General features: G+C 52.7%; 19 protein-coding genes. 6 read left to right on the forward strand and 13 right to left on the reverse strand.

What is annotated here, in order from left to right:
* Positions 1-4: 4 nt before the first annotated feature.
* The 8 genes from kdsB to K5621_RS09590 all read right to left on the reverse strand — a co-directional run bounded on the left by kdsB (position 5) and on the right by K5621_RS09590 (position 7,210).
* On the reverse strand, positions 5-742 hold the full coding sequence (kdsB, locus tag K5621_RS09555; RefSeq protein WP_100143568.1) for an 8-amino-3,8-dideoxy-manno-octulosonate cytidylyltransferase KdsB: 738 nt from the start codon (positions 740-742) through the stop codon (positions 5-7).
* 68 nt (positions 743-810) lie between these two features.
* On the reverse strand, positions 811-1,881 hold the full coding sequence (kdnB, locus tag K5621_RS09560) for a 3-deoxy-alpha-D-manno-octulosonate 8-oxidase KdnB (RefSeq protein WP_100143569.1): 1,071 nt from the start codon (positions 1,879-1,881) through the stop codon (positions 811-813).
* A 20-nt stretch (positions 1,882-1,901) separates the two neighbouring features.
* Complete coding sequence (gene kdnA, locus K5621_RS09565; protein ID WP_221051031.1) at positions 1,902-3,089, reverse strand: 8-amino-3,8-dideoxy-alpha-D-manno-octulosonate transaminase KdnA; 1,188 nt, start codon at positions 3,087-3,089, stop codon at positions 1,902-1,904.
* Positions 3,090-3,326: 237 nt separating this feature from the next.
* Positions 3,327-3,938: a carbonate dehydratase gene (gene can, locus K5621_RS09570; RefSeq protein WP_221051032.1), complete on the reverse strand. Its 612-nt coding sequence runs from the start codon at positions 3,936-3,938 to the stop codon at positions 3,327-3,329.
* Between the two features lie 101 nt (positions 3,939-4,039).
* A complete protein-coding gene (locus K5621_RS09575; RefSeq protein ID WP_221051033.1) occupies positions 4,040-4,873 on the reverse strand; it encodes an alpha/beta fold hydrolase in 834 nt (277 codons plus the stop codon).
* Between the two features lie 127 nt (positions 4,874-5,000).
* A complete protein-coding gene (locus tag K5621_RS09580) occupies positions 5,001-5,726 on the reverse strand; it encodes a M15 family metallopeptidase (RefSeq protein ID WP_221051034.1) in 726 nt (241 codons plus the stop codon).
* 3 nt (positions 5,727-5,729) lie between these two features.
* Positions 5,730-6,863, reverse strand: a complete 1,134-nt coding sequence (gene dapE / locus K5621_RS09585) for a succinyl-diaminopimelate desuccinylase (protein WP_221051035.1) — start codon at positions 6,861-6,863, stop codon at positions 5,730-5,732.
* A complete protein-coding gene (locus K5621_RS09590; RefSeq protein WP_215774323.1) occupies positions 6,860-7,210 on the reverse strand; it encodes an ArsC family reductase in 351 nt (116 codons plus the stop codon). The genes dapE and K5621_RS09590 overlap by 4 nt, the downstream gene beginning before the upstream one ends.
* 485 nt (positions 7,211-7,695) lie before the next feature.
* Between K5621_RS09590 and K5621_RS09595 the strand changes: the two genes are divergently transcribed.
* Positions 7,696-9,723 (forward strand): cation:proton antiporter domain-containing protein, encoded by a 2,028-nt coding sequence (locus K5621_RS09595; protein ID WP_100143576.1) that lies wholly within the window; start codon positions 7,696-7,698, stop codon positions 9,721-9,723.
* Positions 9,724-9,943: 220 nt separating this feature from the next.
* The gene (gene bluB / locus K5621_RS09600) at positions 9,944-10,687 is read left to right on the forward strand and encodes a 5,6-dimethylbenzimidazole synthase (protein ID WP_100143577.1); all 744 of its coding nucleotides are present in this window, start codon (positions 9,944-9,946) and stop codon (positions 10,685-10,687) included.
* 113 nt (positions 10,688-10,800) lie between these two features.
* Here the strand turns inward: bluB and adhE are convergent, their stop codons facing one another.
* Positions 10,801-13,404 (reverse strand): bifunctional acetaldehyde-CoA/alcohol dehydrogenase, encoded by a 2,604-nt coding sequence (gene adhE / locus K5621_RS09605; RefSeq protein WP_221051036.1) that lies wholly within the window; start codon positions 13,402-13,404, stop codon positions 10,801-10,803.
* Positions 13,405-13,746: 342 nt separating this feature from the next.
* On the opposite strand from adhE, the gene K5621_RS09610 reads away from it, so the two are divergent.
* Positions 13,747-14,379: a YchE family NAAT transporter gene (locus tag K5621_RS09610; protein ID WP_221051037.1), complete on the forward strand. Its 633-nt coding sequence runs from the start codon at positions 13,747-13,749 to the stop codon at positions 14,377-14,379.
* 268 nt (positions 14,380-14,647) lie between these two features.
* Here the strand turns inward: K5621_RS09610 and fadE are convergent, their stop codons facing one another.
* Complete coding sequence (gene fadE, locus K5621_RS09615) at positions 14,648-17,098, reverse strand: acyl-CoA dehydrogenase FadE (protein ID WP_221051038.1); 2,451 nt, start codon at positions 17,096-17,098, stop codon at positions 14,648-14,650.
* Between the two features lie 253 nt (positions 17,099-17,351).
* On the opposite strand from fadE, the gene K5621_RS09620 reads away from it, so the two are divergent.
* Entirely contained in the window at positions 17,352-18,152 is an 801-nt protein-coding gene (locus tag K5621_RS09620) for a class II glutamine amidotransferase (RefSeq protein ID WP_039035273.1), read from the forward strand.
* On the opposite strand, the gene K5621_RS09625 is transcribed toward K5621_RS09620, so the two are convergent.
* Together K5621_RS09625 and K5621_RS09630 are read right to left on the reverse strand one after the other, a co-directional pair.
* Positions 18,096-18,824, reverse strand: a complete 729-nt coding sequence (locus tag K5621_RS09625; RefSeq protein WP_243757109.1) for a DUF3108 domain-containing protein — start codon at positions 18,822-18,824, stop codon at positions 18,096-18,098. The genes K5621_RS09620 and K5621_RS09625 overlap by 57 nt on opposite strands.
* Positions 18,825-18,843: 19 nt before the next feature.
* Positions 18,844-19,206, reverse strand: a complete 363-nt coding sequence (locus K5621_RS09630) for an MGMT family protein (RefSeq protein ID WP_243757008.1) — start codon at positions 19,204-19,206, stop codon at positions 18,844-18,846.
* 176 nt (positions 19,207-19,382) lie between these two features.
* On the opposite strand from K5621_RS09630, the gene def reads away from it, so the two are divergent.
* Positions 19,383-19,877, forward strand: coding sequence for a peptide deformylase (gene def, locus K5621_RS09635; protein WP_039035272.1), 495 nt, complete (start codon positions 19,383-19,385; stop codon positions 19,875-19,877).
* Here the strand turns inward: def and K5621_RS09640 are convergent.
* Positions 19,874-21,301 (reverse strand): HAMP domain-containing sensor histidine kinase, encoded by a 1,428-nt coding sequence (locus K5621_RS09640; RefSeq protein ID WP_245003156.1) that lies wholly within the window; start codon positions 21,299-21,301, stop codon positions 19,874-19,876. The genes def and K5621_RS09640 overlap by 4 nt on opposite strands.
* Positions 21,302-21,837: 536 nt before the next feature.
* On the opposite strand from K5621_RS09640, the gene K5621_RS09645 reads away from it, so the two are divergent.
* A complete protein-coding gene (locus tag K5621_RS09645) occupies positions 21,838-22,641 on the forward strand; it encodes an ImuA family protein (protein WP_221051040.1) in 804 nt (267 codons plus the stop codon).

A 22,641-nucleotide genomic window follows, 5' to 3' on the forward strand; every position in this document is an offset into this window, starting at 1 on the left:
TGCTTCAGTCTACGGCTAAGCGCTGTTCACAGCGGCGGATATCTTCAGGTGTATCTACCTCTGGCGAGTCAAATGCGCTGATGGCGACCTTGATCTTGTGACCATATTCCAGGGCCCGCAGTTGCTCTAGTTTTTCCAGATCTTCCAGTCTGCCCAAAGGCAGCTTGGCAAAGGTCTCGACGAAACGGCGGGTGTAAGCATAAACTCCTAAATGTTTATAGACAGGGTAGTCGTTGACATCACGGCCGAATGGGATCCGGGCGCGAGAGAAGTAGAGGGCGTAGAAGTCGTTGTCAAACACCATCTTCACATGCTTGGGATCGTCCAGCTCTTCCTCTTCGGTGATTTGGTAGCCGAGAGTGGCCATTTCAAACTCACCGGGATGACGCTGGAACAGACTAATGATCTGCTCTAAGGAGATGGGATCGATCAGGGGTTGATCCCCTTGCAGATTGATCACCAGATCGTCATCCGCCAATCCCAATTGGGTGATGGCATCGTTAATCCTGTCAGTGCCGGAGGCCGCTTCGGCACCGGTCATCACAACATTGCCGCCAAAGGCTTCTACGGCATCCTTGATGCGAACATCATCGGTTGCCACATAGATGTTATCTAACCCCTTGGCCAGTCCGGCGCGCTCATAAACGTGCTGGATCATGGGTTTACCGTTAATCGGTGCCAGAGGTTTGCCGGGAAAACGGCTGGAACCATAGCGTGCAGGGATCAACAGGGTGACTTTCATTCAATTTTCCTAGTATTCAAGAAGAAAGGGCTCATAAAGAGCCCTAATCATAGCAGTCCTGTGCCGGCTTAGATACGGCGGAACAGCTTGGTCAGCATTTCATCGGTGACTTTTTCCTGCCAGCAGTCACCATAGACGTTGGCCCACAGAGGTCCCATGCTCTTGGTGACTTTAACCATGGCGGCAATGGTTTCGTCCGGCAAGTCTTTACAGATGTTCTTCGGCAACTGGATGTTGTGTTTCTTCATCATGGCACGGAACTCTTCAACCCCTTCAGGGTAGTACTCTTCCAACACGTCGAAGGCGATACAGTTACCAATACCGTGGTGATAACCCAGGATATAAGACAGACCGTAAGAAACCGCGTGACAGGCACCTACCTGGCTATAGGCGATGCTCATACCGCCCATGAAGGAGGCCATCATCAGCTTGTCGTCTTTCTCTGGGTGATCGCCCAGGAAGACTTCACGGCACATATCCAAAGATTTCTCGGCATAGGCTCGGGAGAACTCATTCAGGAAGGTACCTTGCAGAGACTCAACACAGTGGATATAGCAGTCCATACCTGTGTAGAACCACTGATCTGTAGGTACGCCGGCAATCAGCTCGGAGTCCATGATGATCTGATCGAATACTGTATAGTCAGAGTTCAGACCCAGTTTACGCTCAGGGCCACACAGCACCGCAGTGCGTGACGCTTCGGCACCTGTACCGGAAATGGTAGGGATACCGATATGGTGAATGGCAGGATTCTGGATCAGATCCCAGCCCTGATACTTGGCAGAACCGCCTGGGTTGGTCAGCATCAGAGAAACGGCCTTGGCCAGATCCATGGTGGCGCCGCCACCGAGACCGACTACGCTCACAGGCAGCTTACTGTTGAATGCCTGAACCTGCTCGGTAAGGCTGTCAACCTGCTCTGTGGTTGGCTCTTCATCGACATTGACCCATAGCACCAGATCTTGTTCTTTCAACGGCAGACGGCCTTCAAGTGGCTTACCCTTGTGAACGTCATCCACGACGAAAACCACGAAGTCGTTGGCTTCTTTGCGCTCGGCGGCCAGTACTTCGTCCAGTTGGACGAAAGAACCGCGACCAAAGATCATTTTGGGGACGACTTTAAAATTCTTGAAACTCATAGCAACCAGCTCCCTTTAGGTTATTGGGCAAATGCTTTCTTGATGTTGGCAATGCGCTCGGCAATCTGTTCTTCAGTCCAGGACAGCTTGATCAGCATGGAAATGGTCCGGCTCATGATAGCGTCAGATTTGGGCACAGAAACCGCAGTATAGTCCGGGCGATCTTCGATTAATGTGATCGGCAGGGCAGCAGGGCTCTTGAGCTGCTGAATGTGATGCCAGTTCTTCAGGTAGTGCCAGTTGTTGACATACCAGTAGAAGCAACCATCGACACCGTTGGCGGTCAGCGCCTTGCTGACTTCCTGAGTACGTTGCTCGGTTGGCAGCATAAAGCTGAGGAAACCGGCGCTGTCGCCTTCAGGATCGGGAATTTCGCGGAAAGTAACTTCTTCAATATCCGCCATGGCGTCTTTGATAAGCTTCTTGTTGCGACGCTGGATCTCCACTATGGTGTCCAGTTTGCGCAGCTGAGCCAGACCCAGGGCGGCGTTCATTTCGCTGATACGGAAGTTGAGACCCATGATAGGGTGAGACTCGGCGCCGCGGTCATTACCTATATGATCATGGCCGTGGTCAGAGAACATGTGGGCGTGGTTGTAGATGGTTTCATTATTGGTGATTACAGCGCCACCTTCACCACAAGTGATGGTTTTAACCGAGTCGAAAGAGAAACAACCTACATCGCCTATGGTACCCAGTACCTGACCTTTGTAGCTGCCGCCAATAGCCTGACAGGCATCTTCCAGCAGTACCAGATTGTGTTTTTCACAGATGGCTTTGATTTCATCCATCTTGGCCATGGAACCGCACATGTGTACCAGGTTTACCGCTTTGGTACGTGGGGTAATGGCGGCCTCAATTCCTTCTGGGGACAGGCACAGCGTCTCATCGATTTCGGCAAATACCGGAATGGCACCGGCCATGAATACTGCCTCAACAGAAGCGACAAAGGTGAAAGGAGGAACAATCACTTCATCCCCGGCACCGATACCGGCGGCGGCCAGTGCGGTTTGCAGGGCGGCAGTGCCGCTGGAGAGCAGGTGAGCATGCTTGACATTCATCTTGTCACATAAGAGCTGCTCCATATCGCGGGTTTTCCAGCGATCATTACGCATGGCATCAAAGTTGTAACGGAAGGTGAATCCGTTCTCCATGACGTCTGCTACTTCCTGTTTTTCTTCAGGACCAAACAATTCAAAACCGGGCATGGAAGGTGTCTCCTTAGATAGTATTGTGCTCTGGGAGGGTCACGCCAGAAAAGGCCTTATGCCATAAGGCTGTTACGCGAAGTGCGCCGGGTGACCGGATGACTGAGCACCCGTGTTAACTGCAGAATTATAACGGGGTGGCCAACATACTGCGATGCTTTCTTTCGGAAAAAATCCAACTGGGTAAAATTTCATCGATAAAGCAAGGGGCGCAGCTGCGCCCCTTATCCGCTTGGATCACTCCATCCTTTGATGGCCGCCATCCACTGTGACATCAAGATCGGTCAAAAGCCCATTGTCGATTCCGTAGATCCAGCCGTGTATCGACAGGTTTTGCCCCTTGGCCCAGGCTTCCTGGACTATGTTGCTGCTGGTGACATTGGCGACCTGTTCAATTACATTGAGCTCACAAAGGCGATCAAACCGTTGTTTTTCATCGAGGGCTTCCAGTTCTTGGTGGTGCAGGCGGTAGATATCCCTGAGATGCCCCAGCCAGTTGTCGATAAGCCCGAGTCTGTCGGTACCCATGGCGGCCTTGACGCCGCCGCAGCCGTAATGGCCCACTACCATGATGTGTTTCACCTTGAGGACATCGACCGCGTATTGCAAGACTGACAAACAGTTGAGATCTGTGTGGATCACCATGTTGGCGATATTGCGATGTACAAATACTTCTCCTGGCATCAGATCTATGATCTGGTTGGAGGGAACCCGGCTGTCGGAACAACCTATCCAGAGATATTCGGGGTTTTGCTGTTTGGCCAACTGCTCAAAAAACTCTGGGTTTTCAGTGCTTATTCTGGCTGCCCAGCGGCGGTTGTTTTCAAAAAGCGGTTTCAGTATTTTCATTCAGGCTCACAAAATAGCTTATGGGAACACAGTGGTCCGATTTATTTTCGGCAGTGTATCAGAAAATAAAGCCGCGCTGGTCTATCCATCGCGGCCGGATTTTAGTGATGTTTTTCAAGAAAAGTCAGCAGGGCTTGGTTGATAAAATCGCCCTGTTCCAACACAGAAATATGGCCGGCCGCCGGTATCTGCACCATCTCGGCGCCATCTATGGCATCGACCATCAAAAAGGATTCCAGCACAGTGCGTGCCGTATCTTCTACACCTGACATGATTAAACAGGGCAGAGTCAAGTTATCGGCATCTTCCATGGCGTCGCGGCGATTAAAAATCAGTTTGCCCATGGCGACGGTATCAGGGATCCGCTCTGGTGAAATACTTTGCAGGGCGCTGGCGAAATCACTCAGCAGTTGCGGCCGTAAACTTGCTGTGGTCACGGCAAAAAACATCGGCGCTATCTGCTCGGCCATGGGCGCAGGAATTTGCCCCAATTGGCTGATGCCATCCAACATGGCCATATATTTGTTGCGGGTAACTTCGGGTTCAAAGCCGAGGAAGCTGCCCATCATCACCAACGCCTTGACTCTAGAAGGCGCCTTCAGAACCAGCTCGGCCCCCCACATGGCACCGACCGACAAGCCGATAACAGTGAATTCATCGATACTGAGTTTATCCATCAAGGTCAACATATCGGCGGCGATATCCGCCAGGCTCTCGGTATGCGCGGGAATCGCGCCTGACTGCCCATGGCCCCAGAGATCCGGCACTATGCAGCGGTAGTATTTCGCCAGTACAGGCAGTTGCTGTTGCCACATGGTGGCGTCCCAAAGGTAGCTGTGGCCGAGCAGCAGCACAGGGCCCTGGCCCATATCCAGATAGCTGAGGGGTTCGCCTCTGAGTTCGATTTGCTGTCGATATTGATTGAAGTCAGTCATTGTTGAAAGGTATCCCGGATTTATTGTTTGGGACACAGGATACCTCAAGTTTGCCGACTTAGGATCTGAGCGCGAAATCGCATGATGTTTATTTAAACTTGCTTTTTCAAACGTACTTCAAAGGTACTTATTTGAATCCAACCGGATAGGGGGCAATGCGCCTGACATAAGTCTCGACCAGGTCCGGTAAACGCCTAAGCAAACTTTGCTTGAGTGTTATATCACTGTGGTCGAGTATTTGCCGCAGACGCTCGCTATCAAACTGCTCGAGAAACCCTTTGGCCTTTGGCAGGAAACTCAAGTGCCAGCGCTCCGGGCTGACGCCACTGAGGCCAGCTTGAAAAGGGCGGTAGAAGCCAAAATCCAGGGCGCGCTCGTTCAGCCACAGGTTTAACTTATGACAAGGGCCCTGGGGTTGATACTCGGCGTTAACCAACTTGAGTTCATGCTTGCTGATTTGGGCGCTGTCGAAGAGATCCACGTCCGTCCCCCAGTGGTGGCGAGAGGCGCCAGGCAGTGCCGACCAAAGCAAAATAAGCGCCACTAACTCATCATCACTGAGCGCGCCGATGTCACCCACAGGGAGTGAGTCTTTATCCAGTAGAGGGCGCTTCCCTGAGGCTTTGGCATTCCAAATCGTGAGTTGACGCTCAAAGCTGCGATAACCGGAGCAGATGGCCAGGGCGATGCCATCTTGCTTGGCGGCGGCCTGCATCTCAAGAAAGGCCGCCGCCGTCTCGGCTTCCAGCCAAACTTCAGCGCCTGACCCGCTTTCACTGCCGCTTAGACTAACCAGTGTCCTTCCCGGCGCTGCTTCAGTCTCCAGGCCATAGAGAAAATCGCCCCTTGCCATCACTTACTCCAACAACAGTTTTTCCAGGATACGCTGATAACACTGGGCCAACAGCTCGAGATCTGCGACTTTCACGCACTCATTAACCTTGTGAATGGTGGCATTCACCGGGCCCAGCTCTATTACCTGAGCACCTGTAGGGGCAATAAAGCGCCCATCTGAAGTGCCACCCGAGGTTTGCGGGTCGGTCTCTGAGCCTGTTACTTCTTTAATCGCTTGGCGGGTCGCTTCAAGCAGTGGGCCATCGCCGGTCAAAAATGGCAGGCCATTAAAGATCCAACCAAGCTCATAATTCAGTCCATGGGCATCGAGGATATTCTCGACCCGCGTAATCAGCTCTTCGGCGGTGACTTCGGTGGAGTAACGGAAGTTGAACATTACCTTGAGCTCACCCGGGATCACGTTGGACGCCCCTGTGCCGCCGTTGATATTGGCTATCTGAAAACTGGTCGGCGGGAAAAACGCATTGCCTTTGTCCCACTGCATGGCGGCAAGTTCGGCCAACGCCGGCGCAGCCTTGTGCACTGGGTTATCCGCCAGGTGAGGGTAGGCCACATGTCCTTGAATACCCTTAACGACGAGATTGCCGGTGAGGCTGCCGCGGCGGCCATTTTTGACCACGTCGCCCAGTTTGAGGGTACTGGATGGCTCACCGACCAAGGCCCAGGTGATCTTTTCATTGCGCGCTTCCAGGGTGTCTATCACCCGGGTGGTGCCATTGATAAAGGGGCCTTCTTCATCGCTGGTGATCAGAAAAGCGATAGAGCCTTGATGGTGCGGATGAGCGGTCACAAAACGCTCGGTGGCCACCACCATGGCCGCCAGCGAGCCTTTCATATCTGCGGCGCCGCGGCCGTGAAGATAGTCATCGATAACCACTGGCTCGAAGGGCGGAGTATGCCAATTGGCCAAGTCCCCCGGCGGTACCACATCTGTATGGCCGGCAAAACAAAATACCGGTCCTTCAGTACCACGGCGAGACCAGAGATTGGTGGTATCTTCAAATACCATGGACTCGTTGGCAAAACCCAGCTTGGCGAGTCGCTCGGCCATCAATGCCTGACAGCCTTCATCCAGAGGGGTAACAGATGCCCTGGAGATTAACTCCTTGGCCAGTTCAAGCACTTGCTGACTCATAGTCCGAACCACGCTTGGTAGTCGGCTTCTTTAAAACCGGTCATCACATCTTGGCCCCGGGTCAATACAGGGCGTTTGATCAGGGTTGGATTGGCCAGCATCAGGGATATCGCCTTGGCACTATCAATATCCTGCTTATCGGCGTCATCCAGCGCACGGAAACTGGTGGAGCGTTTGTTCAGCACCGCCTCCCAGCCGATGCGCTCGACCCAGGCCTTGAGTGTGTCTTGTGAAAGTTCCTGCTCACGAAAATCCACAAATGTCACTTGCAGGCCCTTGGCCTCCAACCATTTTCGTGCTTTTTTTACCGTGTCGCAGTTTTTAATCCCATAGAGTCTATCTGTCATGACGAGTCCGTTTCTCTGTATTGCTTATAGTTCGTGATTGTCAGCGAGTATAACAAAGGCAAAACTGATTAAAAGGGCTATCTTTTCGAGGGTTGAGCGCTGTTAGTCTACCTAAAAAATAGGTCGAGTTTTGGGATAAGAACTGATGGGGAAGCGGTTAATTTTGTGAAACACGGATATTGAGGGCGCTGGAAAAAGCTTATTAAGAAGCAGTGGCGACCTATATCTTGTTACTCTCTGGCGTGCTGGCATAAGACCATCGGCGCGTATTGCGCGGTATTGAAACTAGGTAGCTTGATTTCGGAGGCATAGAAGTGAAATTGATGAGCCATTTGCTGTTTGAACGGCTAACATCTCTTTGGAGAAGCCCGGATATTTTTAGATGGTTTCATTCCTATCTCAAACAGACACAAGCATTGACGCCGGCACGAGTCATGTTTTAATGCTGTTTTCGGGCGCAGGAACGCGATAAAAGGATTCTACTTATGGTTGAAAAAATCACCGCCATGCTGGCGTTGATAGGCGTCTTGTCTCTGGCGTGTCAGTGGATTGGCTGGCGGATGCGTCTACCGGCGATATTGCCGCTGTTGCTGTGTGGTTTGTTGTTGGGTCCCGGGCTGGGTTTACTGGATCCCGACGCGATTTTCGGCGACTTGCTGTTTCCCATCATCTCCTTAGGGGTTGCTGTCATTCTGTTTGAAGGGGCGTTGACGCTCAACTTCAAGGAGATCAAGGACCATGGCCGGATGGTAACGCATTTGGTGTCTGTTGGCGCGCTGATCACCTGGGGCTGCATCGCCTCGGCGGCGCATTTCCTGTTGAGTTTTGATTGGCCGCTGGCGCTGTTGTTTGGTGCCTTGGTAGTGGTTACCGGGCCGACAGTGATAGTGCCCATGCTCAGAACCGTTAAGCCCAAGTCTCAACTGGCGAGCATTCTGCGCTGGGAGGGGATAGTGATAGATCCCATAGGCGCCATGCTGGCGGTGTTGGTGTTTGAGTACATCACTGTTAGCGCCGGGCAGACGGCGCATGTACTGCTGGCACTCGGCTCTATGCTGGGTATTGGCTTGGGGCTTGGCGCGCTGGCCGGTTACCTTGTCGGGCGAGTGCTGAGAAGTAATCTCTTACCACACTATCTGACCAACACGGCGGTACTGACCATAATGCTTGGGGTCTTTGTCGGCTCAAACCTGTTGCAGGAAGAGTCCGGCCTGTTGACTGTGACCGTAATGGGGATTTGGCTCGCCAATATGCGCGGCGTGGATATTGCCGATATTCTCGAGTTTAAAGAGACGCTGACGGTACTGCTTATCTCGGCGCTGTTTATTTTGTTGGCGGCCAGGCTGGATTCGTCGGCCATGCTGGATCTTGGTCTGGGCGGCCTTGGGGTGCTGGCGGTGGTGCTTTTGGTGGCCAGGCCGCTGAGCATTTGGCTCTCGGGTATAGGCACTTCGCTTAGCAGCGCTGAAAAGTGGTTTTTGAGCTGGGTGGCGCCGCGGGGGATAGTGGCGGCGGCCGTGTCATCACTGTTTGCCATCAAGCTGGAAAAGATGGAAGTGCCCGGCGCCGAGACCATAGTGCCGCTGGTGTTTTTGATCATCATAGGTACAGTCGTAATCCAGTCGCTTACCGCCAGACGCTGGGCCAATATTCTTGGGGTGCAGGCAGGCTCTGCTCGCGGCCTGCTGATCTTTGGCGCTTCCAAGTTCTCCCGAGAGCTGGCCAAGGTGCTCAAGAGCAAGGATATCAAGGTGATCCTCGCCGACAGTAACTGGGATAACATTCGTTTGGCGCGGATGGATAATATTCCGGTTTACTTTGGTAACCCGGCCTCCGAGCATGCCGACACCTATCTGGACTTGACCGGTATCGGCAAGGTGCTGATCCTCTCTCCCTATCGCCAGCTTAATCCCGTGGTCTACTTCCATTTCCAGGATATTCTCGGTCAGAATAAGGTCTATGGCCTCAGTAGTACGGAAAGCAGCAGTGCCAGTGCCCGTCATCAGTTGTCTGAATCTTACTTGAAGCGTATGTGCCTGTTTGGAGAGACGGTCTCCTACGCCAAACTGGCCAGCTTGATCTCCAAGGGCGGAGTACTGAAGAGCACTAACCTGACGGAGAGCTTTGGCTACAAAGACTTTTGCCGCCGCTATGGTGAAACTGTGGTGCCCTTGATGTACTTGAAAAGCGGTAAAGTTACTATGTTGACCGGCAACACAACCGATTTGCCAAGCGGGATTGAGCTTATCAGCCTGATCCCCAAAGAGGCACTGGCGGAGGCATCGGCGCTCAAGGAAGCGGAGGAAACTCTTAGGCAGATGAGGGCTGAAGCCGAGCAAAAGGCCAAGGAGCAAGAGGCAATGGCTCAAGAAGCAGTGGCTCAAGAAACAATGGATCAGCAAGCTGAGTCCGAAGCGCAAGACAGATTGAACGCTGATGAAAAGGCTGAGGCCCGCGGCGGACAAAGCGATGGTAAAGACGTAGAGAAAGACGGCGGAAAAGCTACTGCCTGAGTAAATGGTGTGCTTTCAGGCTGAAATTCGCGGCAGAAAATACCGGGTCAATCAAACGGCCCGGTATTTTTATTTCTCAAGGTGTGGTTTTCGAGATGGCCCGCTACAGCGGGGATTGGCACTGTCACTGACATGCCTGCTATAGTCCGGGTACAGCAGGCATTAACGATCAGCCATCAAAGAATCGTCATAAAAGATTAGTCATCAAAAGAGGTGAACCATGTCCGAATTCGCTGTTTCCTCCGAAGCCGAAGCGTTTTCTTTACAGGAGAGAGAAGCCCTGTATAAGGCGATATTTGCCCGCCGCGATGTACGCAGTCAATTTTTGTCAAAGCCGGTGCCAGAAGAGAGCCTGCAAAGGATCCTCAATGCGGCGCACCATGCGCCCAGCGTCGGCTTTATGCAGCCTTGGGACTTTATTGTGGTGCGTAGCGAAGCCAAACGCCGTGCCATTAAACAAGGATTTGATGCCGCCAATGCCCGCTCGGCCGAACAGTTCAGCGGTGAGCGCCGTCGTCAATATCAAAGGTTGAAACTCGAAGGTATCCTGGAGGCGCCTTTGGGGATCTGTGTGACCTGCGATCCCCGCCGCAGCGGGCCTGTGGTACTTGGCCGCACCATCAAGCCGGAAATGGACAACTATAGCGCGGTTTGTGCGGTGCAAAATCTGTGGCTTGCCGCCAGGGCCGAAGGTTTGGGCGTTGGCTGGGTCAGTATTCTCGATGATAAGGTGTTGCGAGAGACTCTGGGGATCCCAGAGGAGATAAGAATTATCGCTTATTTGTGTCTGGGGCGGGTGAGTGCTTTCAACGATACCCCTGAGCTTGAGCGCAAAGGCTGGTTGCCGAGGCGACCACTTGCGTTAGCGGTCCATGAAGATGGCTGGCAAGCGGTGCAGCAGCAACAAACCGATGAAATGCTGGCGGAGTTTATTCATCAAAGGATGCAACAGACCGACAAGTAAAATGCCGTAAGTGCTTAGCCCCAAGAGATCCGTTAGCGTGTTGGATACTCGCTCTTAAGGAAAAGGCCTCCGAAGGAGGCCTTGATTTGGACTGACACTAACTGAGCTGATGCTTAATCGCGATAGGCATCGCCGTAGAAGCTTGCCAGCAATAAAGCTTTCAGTTCACTGATCAGGGGATACCTGGGGTTGGCGCCTGTACATTGATCATCAAAAGCATCTTCAGCCAGTTCATCGAGCTTATCCAAGAAGTCGGCTTCTTTGACACCGGCTTCCTGAATCGAGGCCGGGATCCCCAAAGCCAGCTTCAGCTGTTCGATTTTGGCTATCAAACGCTCGACTTTTTCAGCGTCACTCAGCGAAGCGTCTGTCAGTTTGAGGTGATCGGCAATGGCGGCATAACGGCAGAGCGCCTTGGGCCTGTCATACTGACTGAAGGCGGCTTGCTTGGTCGGCAGGTCGGTGGCGTTGAAACGGATGACATTGCTTATGAGTAGTGCATTGGCCAAACCGTGGGGCAGATGGAATTCGGCGCCCAGTTTGTGGGCCATAGAGTGACATATGCCCAGGAAAGCGTTAGCAAAGGCGATACCGGCAATAGTGGCGCCGTTGTGCACTTTTTCCCGGGCAATCGGCGCCGCGGCGCCCTCTTCATAGGCTTTGGGCAGGTGCTCAACCAGAAGACTCAAGGCTTGCAATGCCTGGCCGTCACTGTACTCGTTGGCCATCACGCTGACATAGGCTTCCAAGGCATGGGTAATGGCATCTATCCCGCCAAAGGCGGTTAAGGACTTGGGCATGTTCATCACCAGGTTGGGATCCACAATCGCCATATTGGGGGTCAGCTCATAATCGGCGATGGGATATTTGGCACCTGTCTTCTCATCAGTCACCACGGCAAATGGTGTGACTTCAGAGCCTGTGCCCGACGTGGTGGGGATAGCGACCATCTTGGCCTTGCGCCCAAGTTTGGGAAACTTGTAAATACGTTTACGAATATCCATGAAACGCAGCGCCAGATCGGCAAAGTCCACCTGAGGATGTTCATACATTACCCAGATGATCTTGGCAGCGTCCATAGGGGAGCCGCCGCCAAGGGCGATGATCACATCCGGTTGGAAACTCTCGGCCACCTTGGTGCCGGCGCGAACCACAGCCAGGGTAGGATCGGCCTCCACTTCATAAAACACTTCGGTATCCAGCCCCAAGCCTTTGAGGATCTTGACGGTTTCATCGCAGTAGCCGTTATTGAACAGAAACTTGTCTGTCACTATCAAGGCGCGGCGTTTGTCGGCCAACTCTTCCAGTGCTATGGGTAGGCTGCCGCGGCGGAAATAGATGGAAGATGGAAGCTTGTGCCACAACATATTCTCGGCCCTCTTGGCGACGGTTTTCTTGTTGATAAGGTGACTCGGACCCACATTCTCCGAAATGGAGTTGCCGCCCCAGGAGCCACAGCCCAGGGTGAGGGAGGGCGCCAGCTTGAAGTTATAGAGATCGCCAATCCCGCCTTGAGATGCCGGGGTATTGATCAGAATTCGAGCGGTTTTCATCCGCTCACCGAAACGCTTGACCCTTTGCTCCTGGGTATCTTGATCGGTATAGAGTCCAGAGGTATGACCGATACCACCGAGTTTCACCAAGGCATCGGCCTTATCCAGCGCCTCGTCAAAGTCTTTGGCGCGGTACATACCAAGCAGCGGCGAAAGCTTTTCATGGGCAAAGGCTTCGGCTTCGGTGATTTCATCCACCTCACCGATCAGTACCTTGGTCCAGCTCGGCACGCTGAAGCCAGCCATTTCGGCAATGCGCGCCGCACTCTGGCCAACAATGGCAGCATTGAGAGCGCCATCTTTGAGGATAACCTGTTTCACCGCAAGGCATTCTTCGTCATTGAGCAGGTAACCGCCATGATGAGCAAAACGCTCCCGCACGGCTTGATAGACGCTGTCGAGCACCACCACAGCTTGTTCAGAGGCGCATACCACACCGTTATCAAAGGTTTTTGACATCAATATGGAAGCCACCGCCCGTTTGATATCCGCGGTTTCATCGATAACCACAGGAGTGTTACCTGCGCCGACACCGATAGCCGGTTTCCCGGAAGAGTAGGCGGCTTTCACCATACCCGGGCCGCCGGTGGCCAGTATGAGATTTATCTTTTCGTGGGTCATCAGATGATTGGAGAGTGCGACGCTGGGTTCATCTATCCAGCCTATGATGTCCTCGGGGGCCCCAGCCTTGATGGCGGCATCCAGTACTATTCGGGCGGCCGCGACTGTGGATGCCTTGGCTCTGGGATGCGGGGAGAAGACGATGGCATTACGGGTTTTCAGGCTGATAAGCGCCTTGAAGATAGCGGTGGAGGTTGGGTTGGTTGTCGGTACTATGCCGCAGATAATCCCCACGGGTTCGGCAATGGTGATGGTGCCGAAGGTGTCGTCTTCTTCCAGAATGCCGCAGGTCTTTTCATCCTTGTATTTGTTGTAGATATACTCAGAAGCAAAGTGGTTTTTAATCACTTTGTCCTCCAGCACTCCCATGGAGGTTTCGGCGGCGGCCTGTTTCGCCAGCACTATTCTGGCATCGGCGGCTGCCAGCGCGGCGGCGCGAAATATCTTATCGACTTGCTGCTGACTGAAACCTGCGAATTTCGCCTGAGCCTGGCTGACTCTTTCCAGTAGCAGATCCAGTTCCTGAGTATTGGTGACTTTCATAATCAGTTTCCCGTAAAAAAATTTAACAAAGGCTCATCTTGGTTAAATTCTCTTACATGAAATAAAATTACAACCAAATAGGGCCGTCAACTGTGATCTTGGCCACGAACAGCGGGATTTTCTGTAATCAAAGTACGCTTGAACTGCATGATATGGCGTTTTGGGGCGCGGCTAGAGTGAATTATGGCGGCGAATTGGCTTTATTGGTATTACGAAAATTTATTCGAAGATGTGACCAGTAATAGAAAATCTCATTTCTGGGGTTTGTTAACTTAGAGTAGAGTATGCACCGTCTCAAGCTACTGTTTCCCAGTGAATTCCCAACACTGGAAGGATACTAAATTGGATTTGACCCTATACGTTAAATTTTTCCTCGGATTGGTGGCTATCATCAACCCGGTGGGCCTGTTACCGGTATTTGTCAGCCTAACCAGTCACCAGACTGAGGTTGAACGCAATCATACTGCCAAGGTGTCCAACTTTGCTGTAGTGATTATTCTGTTAGTCACCACAGTGGCGGGACAGTACATATTGAATATGTTCAGTATTTCGCTGTCGGCGTTCAGAATTGCCGGTGGTACGCTAATTGCGATTATTGCCATGTCCATGTTGCAAGGTAAGTTGGGTGAGGTAAAGCGAAACCAAGAGGAAGACAGGGAAGCCTCGGCGATGGAATCTGTTGCCGTTGTTCCTTTGGCCTTGCCTTTGATGGCTGGTCCAGGTGCCATCAGTTCAGTTATTGTGTTTGCTGCCGAGCATAAAGGCTTGGCCAATTTACTAGGAATGTCGATAACCGTTGTCATTTTTGGGCTTGTGAGTTTCGCCTTGTTCAGAATGGCATCGGTGATCAATAAGCTCCTGGGTAAGACAGGGATCAACGTGATCACTCGTTTGATGGGGCTATTAATGCTCTCTATTGGTATTGAAGTGATTGCCGATGGTTTTAAAGGTTTATTTCCGAGCTTAATCGAATAGGCTCTTGAACTTCATCCAGACTTGAAAGTAAGCCCTGCCTTGAAAGCGGGGCTTTTTGTTAAGGTCACTTTTGGTCTTGATGGTTTGAACTCAGCTTCTCTATAGTTCAATGGTTATTGGTCAGAAAGGTTTGCGGTATTGGGAATGGGTTAGCCGTGTCTTAAGACGATGCACTGTTTCTGGTTTAAATTCACAATGACCGGATCAAAAAAAGGCCCAACGATAAGTTGGGCCTCATTGGGGCTACTCCATTACGAATCACGCGCTATTAAGCGGCTTGCTCTTCGCGATTTTCCGGCTCCAGGCTCTGGGCCTTGAGTTCGGCGGGGTCAAAGTCATCCACGTTGATGGATTTCATTCGGCCGATTTCAGCGCGCTCCAACAGGGCCACTTCATCATCGCTCAGAACACCCAGCGCCTTGCCTTCTGCGGCCACTTTATCCAGCCACATGAAGGGCAGACGTTTGCCGGTAGCCTTACAGACTTTGTCATACAAGGGCTCTGCCGCCAGTATGTCTTTGAAGGTCTGTTCCTGAATACCTACGGCATTATTGTCGCAGGCTTCCCAGAATTGTCCCTTACCCAGACGGTCACGGCTGGCACAAGGGGTCTGCATTATCTTGGCTACCTTGTGGTCCAACACATCACTTGGGCGCTTCAGTGGTCGACCGAAGGGGAACAACACCAGGCGCAGCACGCCGCCGAGGCCAGCAGGGAAGTTATCCAGCAGCTCATCGAGAGAAGACTGCAGCTTGTAGAGCGCGTCTTCAACCGCCCATTGTACCAGTGGCAGATCTTCACTCTGACGGCCTTCATCCTGATAACGCTTGAGGGTTGCTGATGCCAGATACAACTGGCTGAGCAAGTCACCCAGGCGGGCAGAGATCCGCTCTTTACGTTTGAGGTTACCCCCTAAGGTCGCCATCGCCAGATCCGACAGCAAGGCCAGGTTGGCACTGAAGCGGTTCATATGCTGATAGTAACGCTTGGTCTTGTCGGCAAAAGGCGCATTGGAGAAGCGACTGCCGGTGAGCCCCATCCACAGGCTGCGGATAAAGTTACTTGTGGTAAAGCCGATATGGCCAAACAGCGCCGCATCAAAGTTATTCAGGCCGCGGTTTACGTCGGTATCAAAGGCCGACTCCATCTCTGCCAGCACATATGGATGGCAGCGAATGGCACCTTGACCATAGATGATCATGGAGCGGGTCAGAATGTTGGCCCCTTCAACCGTAATGGCGATAGGTGCCGCTTGATATCCGCGTCCCAGATAGTTGTTGGGGCCAAGACATACGCCTTTACCACCGTGAATATCCATGGCGTCGATAACGCATTTCTGCATTCTGTCGGTCAGGTGATATTTGACTATCGCCGAGATGACGGAAGGCTTTTCACCCAGATCAATACCTGTGGTGGTCAAGGAGGTTACAGCGTCCATCAGATAGGCGTTACCGCCGATACGCGCCATAGGCTCTTCAATGCCTTCCAGCTTACCTATTGGCAGCTTGAACTGACGACGAATGCGTGCATAGGCACCGGTTGCCAAAGCCGCGGTTTTAACGCCACCGGCTGAGTTGGAGGGCAGGGTGATGCCGCGGCCAACCGACAGGCATTCCACCAGCATGCGCCAGCCTTGTCCCGCCATTTTCGGGCCACCTATGATAAAGCTCAGAGGAACAAACACCTCATTGCCTCGGGTTGGACCATTTTGGAACATACAGTTGAGCGGGAAGTGACGACGGCCGGTTTCCACACCTTCAACATCGGTTGGGATCAGGGCGCAGGTAATGCCCAGCTCTTCCTTATCGCCAAGCAGATGCTCGGGATCTTTAAGCTTGAATGCCAACCCCAAAACTGTGGCAACAGGTGCCAGGGTGATATAGCGCTTGTTCCAGGTCAGTTTCATCCCCAGCACTTCTTCACCTTGCCATTGGCCTTTGCAGACTACACCGAAATCCGGAATGGCGCCGGCATCTGAACCGGCCTCAGGACTGGTCAGGGCAAAGCAGGGAACTTCCAAACCTTTGGCCAGGCGGGGCAGGTAGTGATCCTGCTGCTCCGGGGTACCATAGTGCTGCAGCAGCTCGCCCGGGCCCAGTGAGTTGGGCACACCTACGGTCGAGGCCAGTTCACTGCTGACACCGGCCAGCTTTTGCAGTACCCGGGATTGGGCGTAGGCAGAGAACTCCAGACCACCGTACTTCTTCTTGATGATCATCGCAAAGAAGCCTTTGTCTTTGAGGAACTGCCATACTTCGGCAGGCAAGTCCGCCAATTGATGGGAAACCATATGCTGGTTAACCATGCGGCAGACCTCCTCCACAGGTCCTTCCAGGAAGGCATGCTCTTCGGCGCTCAGACGGGCAACCGGATAGTTGTGCAGCTTCTTCCAGTTGGGATTACCGGCGAAGAGATCGGCTTCCCACCAGGTAGTACCGGCTTCAATCGCCTCTTTTTCGGTGGAAGACATCTCCGGCATGATGCCGCGATAGAGTTTAAGTAATGGCCGGGTTATCACACTCTGCCTGAAGGCACTCAGGTTCAGCGGCAGGGCAATAACCAGGAAAATTATCCAGCTAATCAGTCCAGTTACATCCAGCAGGCTGCCTGCTGCCATGACCACTGCGGCGGCTATGGTTGCAGTCAGCAGGGATACTCTGAGGTACGCTGCTGCTCCTAAAACCAAGAGCAATGCCAGGATCCATAGTAGGGTAGTCACTGTTTGTTCTCCTTAATAAAACGACCACTTTATTCAGTGTAGAACGCCTCGCTTGAGAGCGATCAAGATCACAATTATAGTATGTGGTCAGACCTGTGTCGCAATAAAATTAAACCTAAGCGAAATCGAATACAAGCATTTTTCAAACAATTGTTTAAATTTTTTATTGCAAGCAATAATTCCCCTGCCGACAAGGCTTGGCTACAATGCCGCAGATAATGAAATAACAGATTCAGTGACAGGAAAAACCAAGATGTGTGAGCTGCTGGCGATGAGTGCCAATGTGCCAACGGATATTGTCTTCAGCTTTACCGGGCTGGCGGAGCGAGGCGGGGTGACCGGGCCCCATGTGGATGGTTGGGGGATCACCTTTTATGAAGGCAAGGGCAGTCGCACCTTCAAGGATGCCAGCCCCAGCAGCCAGTCCCATGTGGCAAGCCTTATCAAGTCATACCCGATCAAGAGTGAAGTGGTGGTCAGCCATATTCGGCAGGCCAACCGCGGTGAAGTCTCGTTGGAAAATACCCACCCCTTTACCCGCGAGCTTTGGGGGCGCTACTGGACCTATGCCCACAACGGCCAGTTGTCTGACTATGAACAGAAGTTTCAAAGCGGCCGCTTTCAGGCCGTAGGTGATACAGACAGTGAGCAGGCCTTTTGCTGGATAATGAGCCGCCTGGCCGAGCGTTTCGGTGAATCCGAGCCGGATGATATTTTGCCCGTGTTTGAATATGTTGCCCAGCTTGCCGAGGAGATCCGCACTCTAGGGGTGTTTAATATGATCCTCAGCGATGGCCGTTATTTGATGAGTTATTGCAGCAATAACCTTTGCTACATCACCCGCCGGGCGCCCTTTGGCCGGGCGCAGCTGATAGACACGGATGTGGTGATTGATTTTGACACCCAGACCACCCCCAAGGATGTGGTCACTGTCATAGCCACCCGGCCGCTGACCGGCAATGAAAACTGGCAGCTATTGGCACCGGGGGATTGGAAATTATTCCGTCTTGGCGAGCTGGTTATTGACTTCCGAGCCCAGGCTCAGCTTGGCTAACTTGATATCGAGCTGCTTGCTGCCTGACTCGAAATGGGTCAGGCGCACCGGCAGCCAGCCGAGATCCGGTGCCATCCAAATAAAGGTCTGCCGTTTGCTGCTGTCGCGGACCACTTCCAGTTTCACCGTGTTATAAACGCCACTGTCCAGTGTCATCCGCTCCTTGCCGACTATCTTGAAACTATAGTCATCTATCTCGTTGTCCTTGACCAGCTCATAGGCCAGTGGCTCCTTGCCGGCGGCGAGATCCAGCCGAAACTGCAGTTGTACCATCAGGGCATCGTAAAGGGCGCCAGAGTAGTCCAGCTTGCTCTTTTCGTCCTTGTAGCGACTGAAGATTTTGCCCTGCTCCTTGGCAAAGGCTATCTGCTCATTGAAGTTGGGGCCTGTGCCGGTTCGCTGATGGCTGAAGCGCAGCGGCGTCAGCTGACCATCCTGATAGGTAAATTCACTGCGGATATGGCGTTTATCGCTCAGCACCAGCAGGCTGAGATCGCTGTCCAATTTGTATTGATAGAAGTCGCCCTCTGGCGGCAACAGCATAAAACGGGCGCCACCGAGATTGATTTCGCCATAATTGACCTGATATTCGGCGGTATGGGGTGCCAGGGGGCTGGTCTGCGCCCATAGCGACAAGGGCAGTAACAGTACAAAGAGTTGAAGTGAACGGATCAAAGGCAGTCTCCTGTGGTTAAAACGGCATGGACAAGACCAGAGTGGCCATATCCGGCCGCCACTCATATTCAGACAGGGCAATTCTGCCTTGGTTCACTGGTACGCCTTCGCTGCGCAGCAGGCTCATCTGCAGTTGAAACGCCTGGGTATCCTTGGCAAAGGATATTTTCCCCTGACTGTTGATAACCCTGTGCCAGGGCAGTGCCAGGCTGTCCGGCGCCTGTTTCAGTGCCCGGGAAACATAGCGTGCCCGTCCGGGCAAGCCGGCATAGTCGGCAATCTTGCCATAGCTTGCCACCCGACCTTCGGGGATCAGTGCAACTATGTGCCAAATCTTCTGCATTGGACTTAGTGGCGGGGCGCTCGTTTCCGGGGTCATCTTGGCTCCTGATGCTATTGGCGCAAATTATAATACCATTCCATAGCGGAGGTTACTCACTTGGCAAAAGTGTCATGGCGGCTCTGCGCTGCACATGCAAGATTTGCCTTTTGATGCTTTTTCGCCATAATGGCGTCCATTGAACGCCAAGTCGAGTAAATTGAGAATATAACCCTATGGCAATTATGGATATTTTGACGGTTCCCGATCCCAGGCTCAAGCGTAAAGCCAAGCCTGTCACCGAAATAGAAGCCGTGCAGCCTTTCATCGATGATCTGTTGCAAACCATGTATCACACAGACGATGGTATCGGCTTGGCCGCGACCCAGGTGGGCAGTGAACACGCAATAGTCGTCATTGATATCTCAGAAGAGCGCAATCAACCTCTGGTGCTGATCAATCCGCAGATCACTGAGTCCAGCGGCGAATTTATCGGTGAAGAGGGCTGCTTGTCCATTCCCGGTTATCGCTCCAAGGTAAAACGCTTCGAGTCGGTCACTGTCAGCTATCTGGATCGCCAGGGCCAAGCCCAGACGCTCCACAGTGATGATTTCCTGGCCATAGTGCTGCAACATGAAATCGATCATCTGCACGGCAAGGTATTTATCGAGCATCTCTCTCGCCTTAAACAGGAGATGGCACTGAAGAAGGTGCGTAAGTTTACCGCCTAAGCGATAGACTTAAGTTGGGCTTCGCTGCAGCTTGGCAGTTGCAGCGGCAGCTCAAGCAATATGCTCAAACCGCCCTGAGGCCGGTTGACCGCTTGGGCCGAGCCGCCCAGGAGCTGCATACACTGGCGCACAATCGCCAATCCCAGCCCATAACCTCCCTGAGAGCTGTGACGCGCTTCATCCAAACGGGTGAAAGGGTTGAACAAGGCTTCCAGTTGCTCCTTGGGGATCCCGGGTCCATCGTCGCTGACACTCAGCTGCAGTCTGCTATCACCTAATTTGTCGTCACCCAACTGAGATACCTGGATTTCCACCCGGCAGGTTTCACCGGCATATTTGAGGGCATTGCGACAGACATTTTCCAGCGCCCGCTTCAAGTAGGCCATATCGGTATGCAAAGTTTGCTCATCAATGGGGGCTTGTGCCCAGACTATGCTTTGCTTGGGGCCAGACTCAAACTCCAGATCCTGCAGCAGTGAGCGGCGTAATTCTGTCAGGGTAAAAGACGCTGCCGTCAGCTTGATGAAGCCGTTGCTCAGGCGGCTGAAGTCTAAAATGGTGTTGATCAATTGCGCCATCTCTTCGCCCTGGCGTCTTAGCCTGGCAAGCGGTTGTTGATGTTCCTCCCCCAAGCGATTTTCCAACAGGTGTAAGGCCAGCTCCTGCCGGGCAAGGGGAGTGCGCAGTTCGTGGGAGACATCCCTCAGTAACCGCTGCTGGGTTTGAATGCTTTTTTGCAGCTGCTCGGCCATATGGTCAAAGTCGGTCGCCAACTGGAAAAACTCCGGCTGCTTTAGTGAAAAATGGCCGGCAATCCGGGTATCGAGTTGACCCTGTGCCAGCTGACGGGTGGCACTGCGCAATAAACTCAGTGGCTGGATCAGATAGCGGCTCAACAGACGACTGAACAACAAGAGCACCAGTAGCCCTACCAGGATACGGATAAGCCAGAGGCTTTTATCCAGTTGCTGCGCCGGATGTAAAGAGGCGTTGAGTTGCACCACCAAGAGCAGGGGATTATCCGGCTCCAGGCTATTGCGTAGTGGTAGGCCTATCAAAGGTTTTTGCACCCTGTCCCCCATAGGCTGCTGCAACTGCTTGAGGAAATTGAGTTTGTAAACAAAGTGCGGGTGCATTTCCCGCTGACTCACCGCCTGCTGCTCGCTATCCAGCACATAGAGTACAAATGCCTGCCGTCCCTCCCAATCCGCAAGTCCCGTAATATCGCCCCTGACGATATAGTCGTTGGCCTCATCGGCCAGTTGCTGTAACTGGCTTTGGGTCTGCTGGGGCAGCAGTAACAGGCGGTTTAGCAGCATGGCTTCAATACCACTGGCGAGCAGCAGGATAAGCAGTAATGACACACCAAAATAGCCAAACAGTCGCCATTGGAGTTGGGAAAACAGGCCGGAAAAGGGCAGCAAGGCACGCTCCTGAATTATTCGCTGAAGTCGAGAATATGTTTCGATAATCATTCTCATTTATTCTATCTCGGGTTAAGGCTTTGGCGCCAGCACGACTTGTCAGTTGGCTAAAGTTAGTTATACTGTATAAAAATACAGTATCGGTGTTTTTCATGCCTGTTTCAGCCAAAACTCACTCTGTAAAATCTAATTCAGCAAAATCTCAGGCCTTGAACAGCCTGCTGGAGCGCCGGGATCTCTGGTTGGGGCCGGGCAGTCAGAACAAAACATTGGGGTATCCCAGTGGTTTTGAAGCATTGGATGCGCAGCTCAGTGATGCAGGGTGGCCAAGGCAGGGTATTTGTGAACTCTTCAGCCAATCTCCTGGGCACGGGGAACTCAGCCTGTTGCTGCCTTTGATGCGTTATTTACTGCCGGCTCAGTGTGGCTCTTATTCCGAAAGAAATCATTCCGAAATAAATCATTCGACAACAAGTCAGTCCGCAAAAAATCAGTCCAAAAGAAATCAATTTAGAGGGGATGAGTCCAGAGATGCCATGATAATGCTGATAGCGCCGCCACTGCAGCCGCTGGCACAGAGCTTTGCCCAGCACGGTATTGCCGCCGAGCGTATTTTGTGGCTGGAGTTAACCCAGCGTAAAGAGGTGCTCTGGGCCATGGAGCAAGGGTTGAGCAGCGGCGCCTGTTCTTTGGTGCTGGCTTGGCTGGACAAGCTGACACTGAGTGAGGCCAGAAGGTTGCAACTTGCCGCAGAGCAGGGCAAGGCGCTGGGAATTTGCCAGTTGCCTATGGCTCAGGTAGACAGTAATCATCCTGTTACCCTAAAGCTGGCTATCAGCACGGCTGGCGTTAATACCGCCAGGCTGCAAATTTTAAAGCGTCGCGGTGGTTGGCCCGTCCCTGAATTGCATCTGCGTGGCTTGCCGGCACTGGCGCTTGAACTGCCCCATGTCGAGCCGGGTGTGGTAACCCTGAGAAGCGGCAAGGCGGGTCTCAATCATAGTTTAAGTAACTCAACAGATTTAATTGAGCCAAACCATTCCGGCCGCAAGGCCAATGGCCCTGTGCTTCACGACTCTGGTTTACATGGCACTGGTTTTCATAGCACTGGTCTTCACAACTCTGGTTTTCATAGCACTGTGCTTCATGGTCCTTGGGGGATGGCGCAGTCAAGGATTGCTGCATCCAATGAATGCGCGGCTAATCCCTGGACGGCACGGCAAGAGTCAAATAAACCCGCGGGGCTTTTCCCAAGCGCTAATCCGCAACCGGCCAATTCTCAAACGGCCCAGAGCCAAGCCGCTCAAAGCCATACTGCTCAGAGTCAAGAGGCTATCTGA

The sequence above is a fragment of the Shewanella carassii genome (assembly GCF_019670705.1).
GTDB lineage: Bacteria > Pseudomonadota > Gammaproteobacteria > Enterobacterales > Shewanellaceae > Shewanella > Shewanella carassii.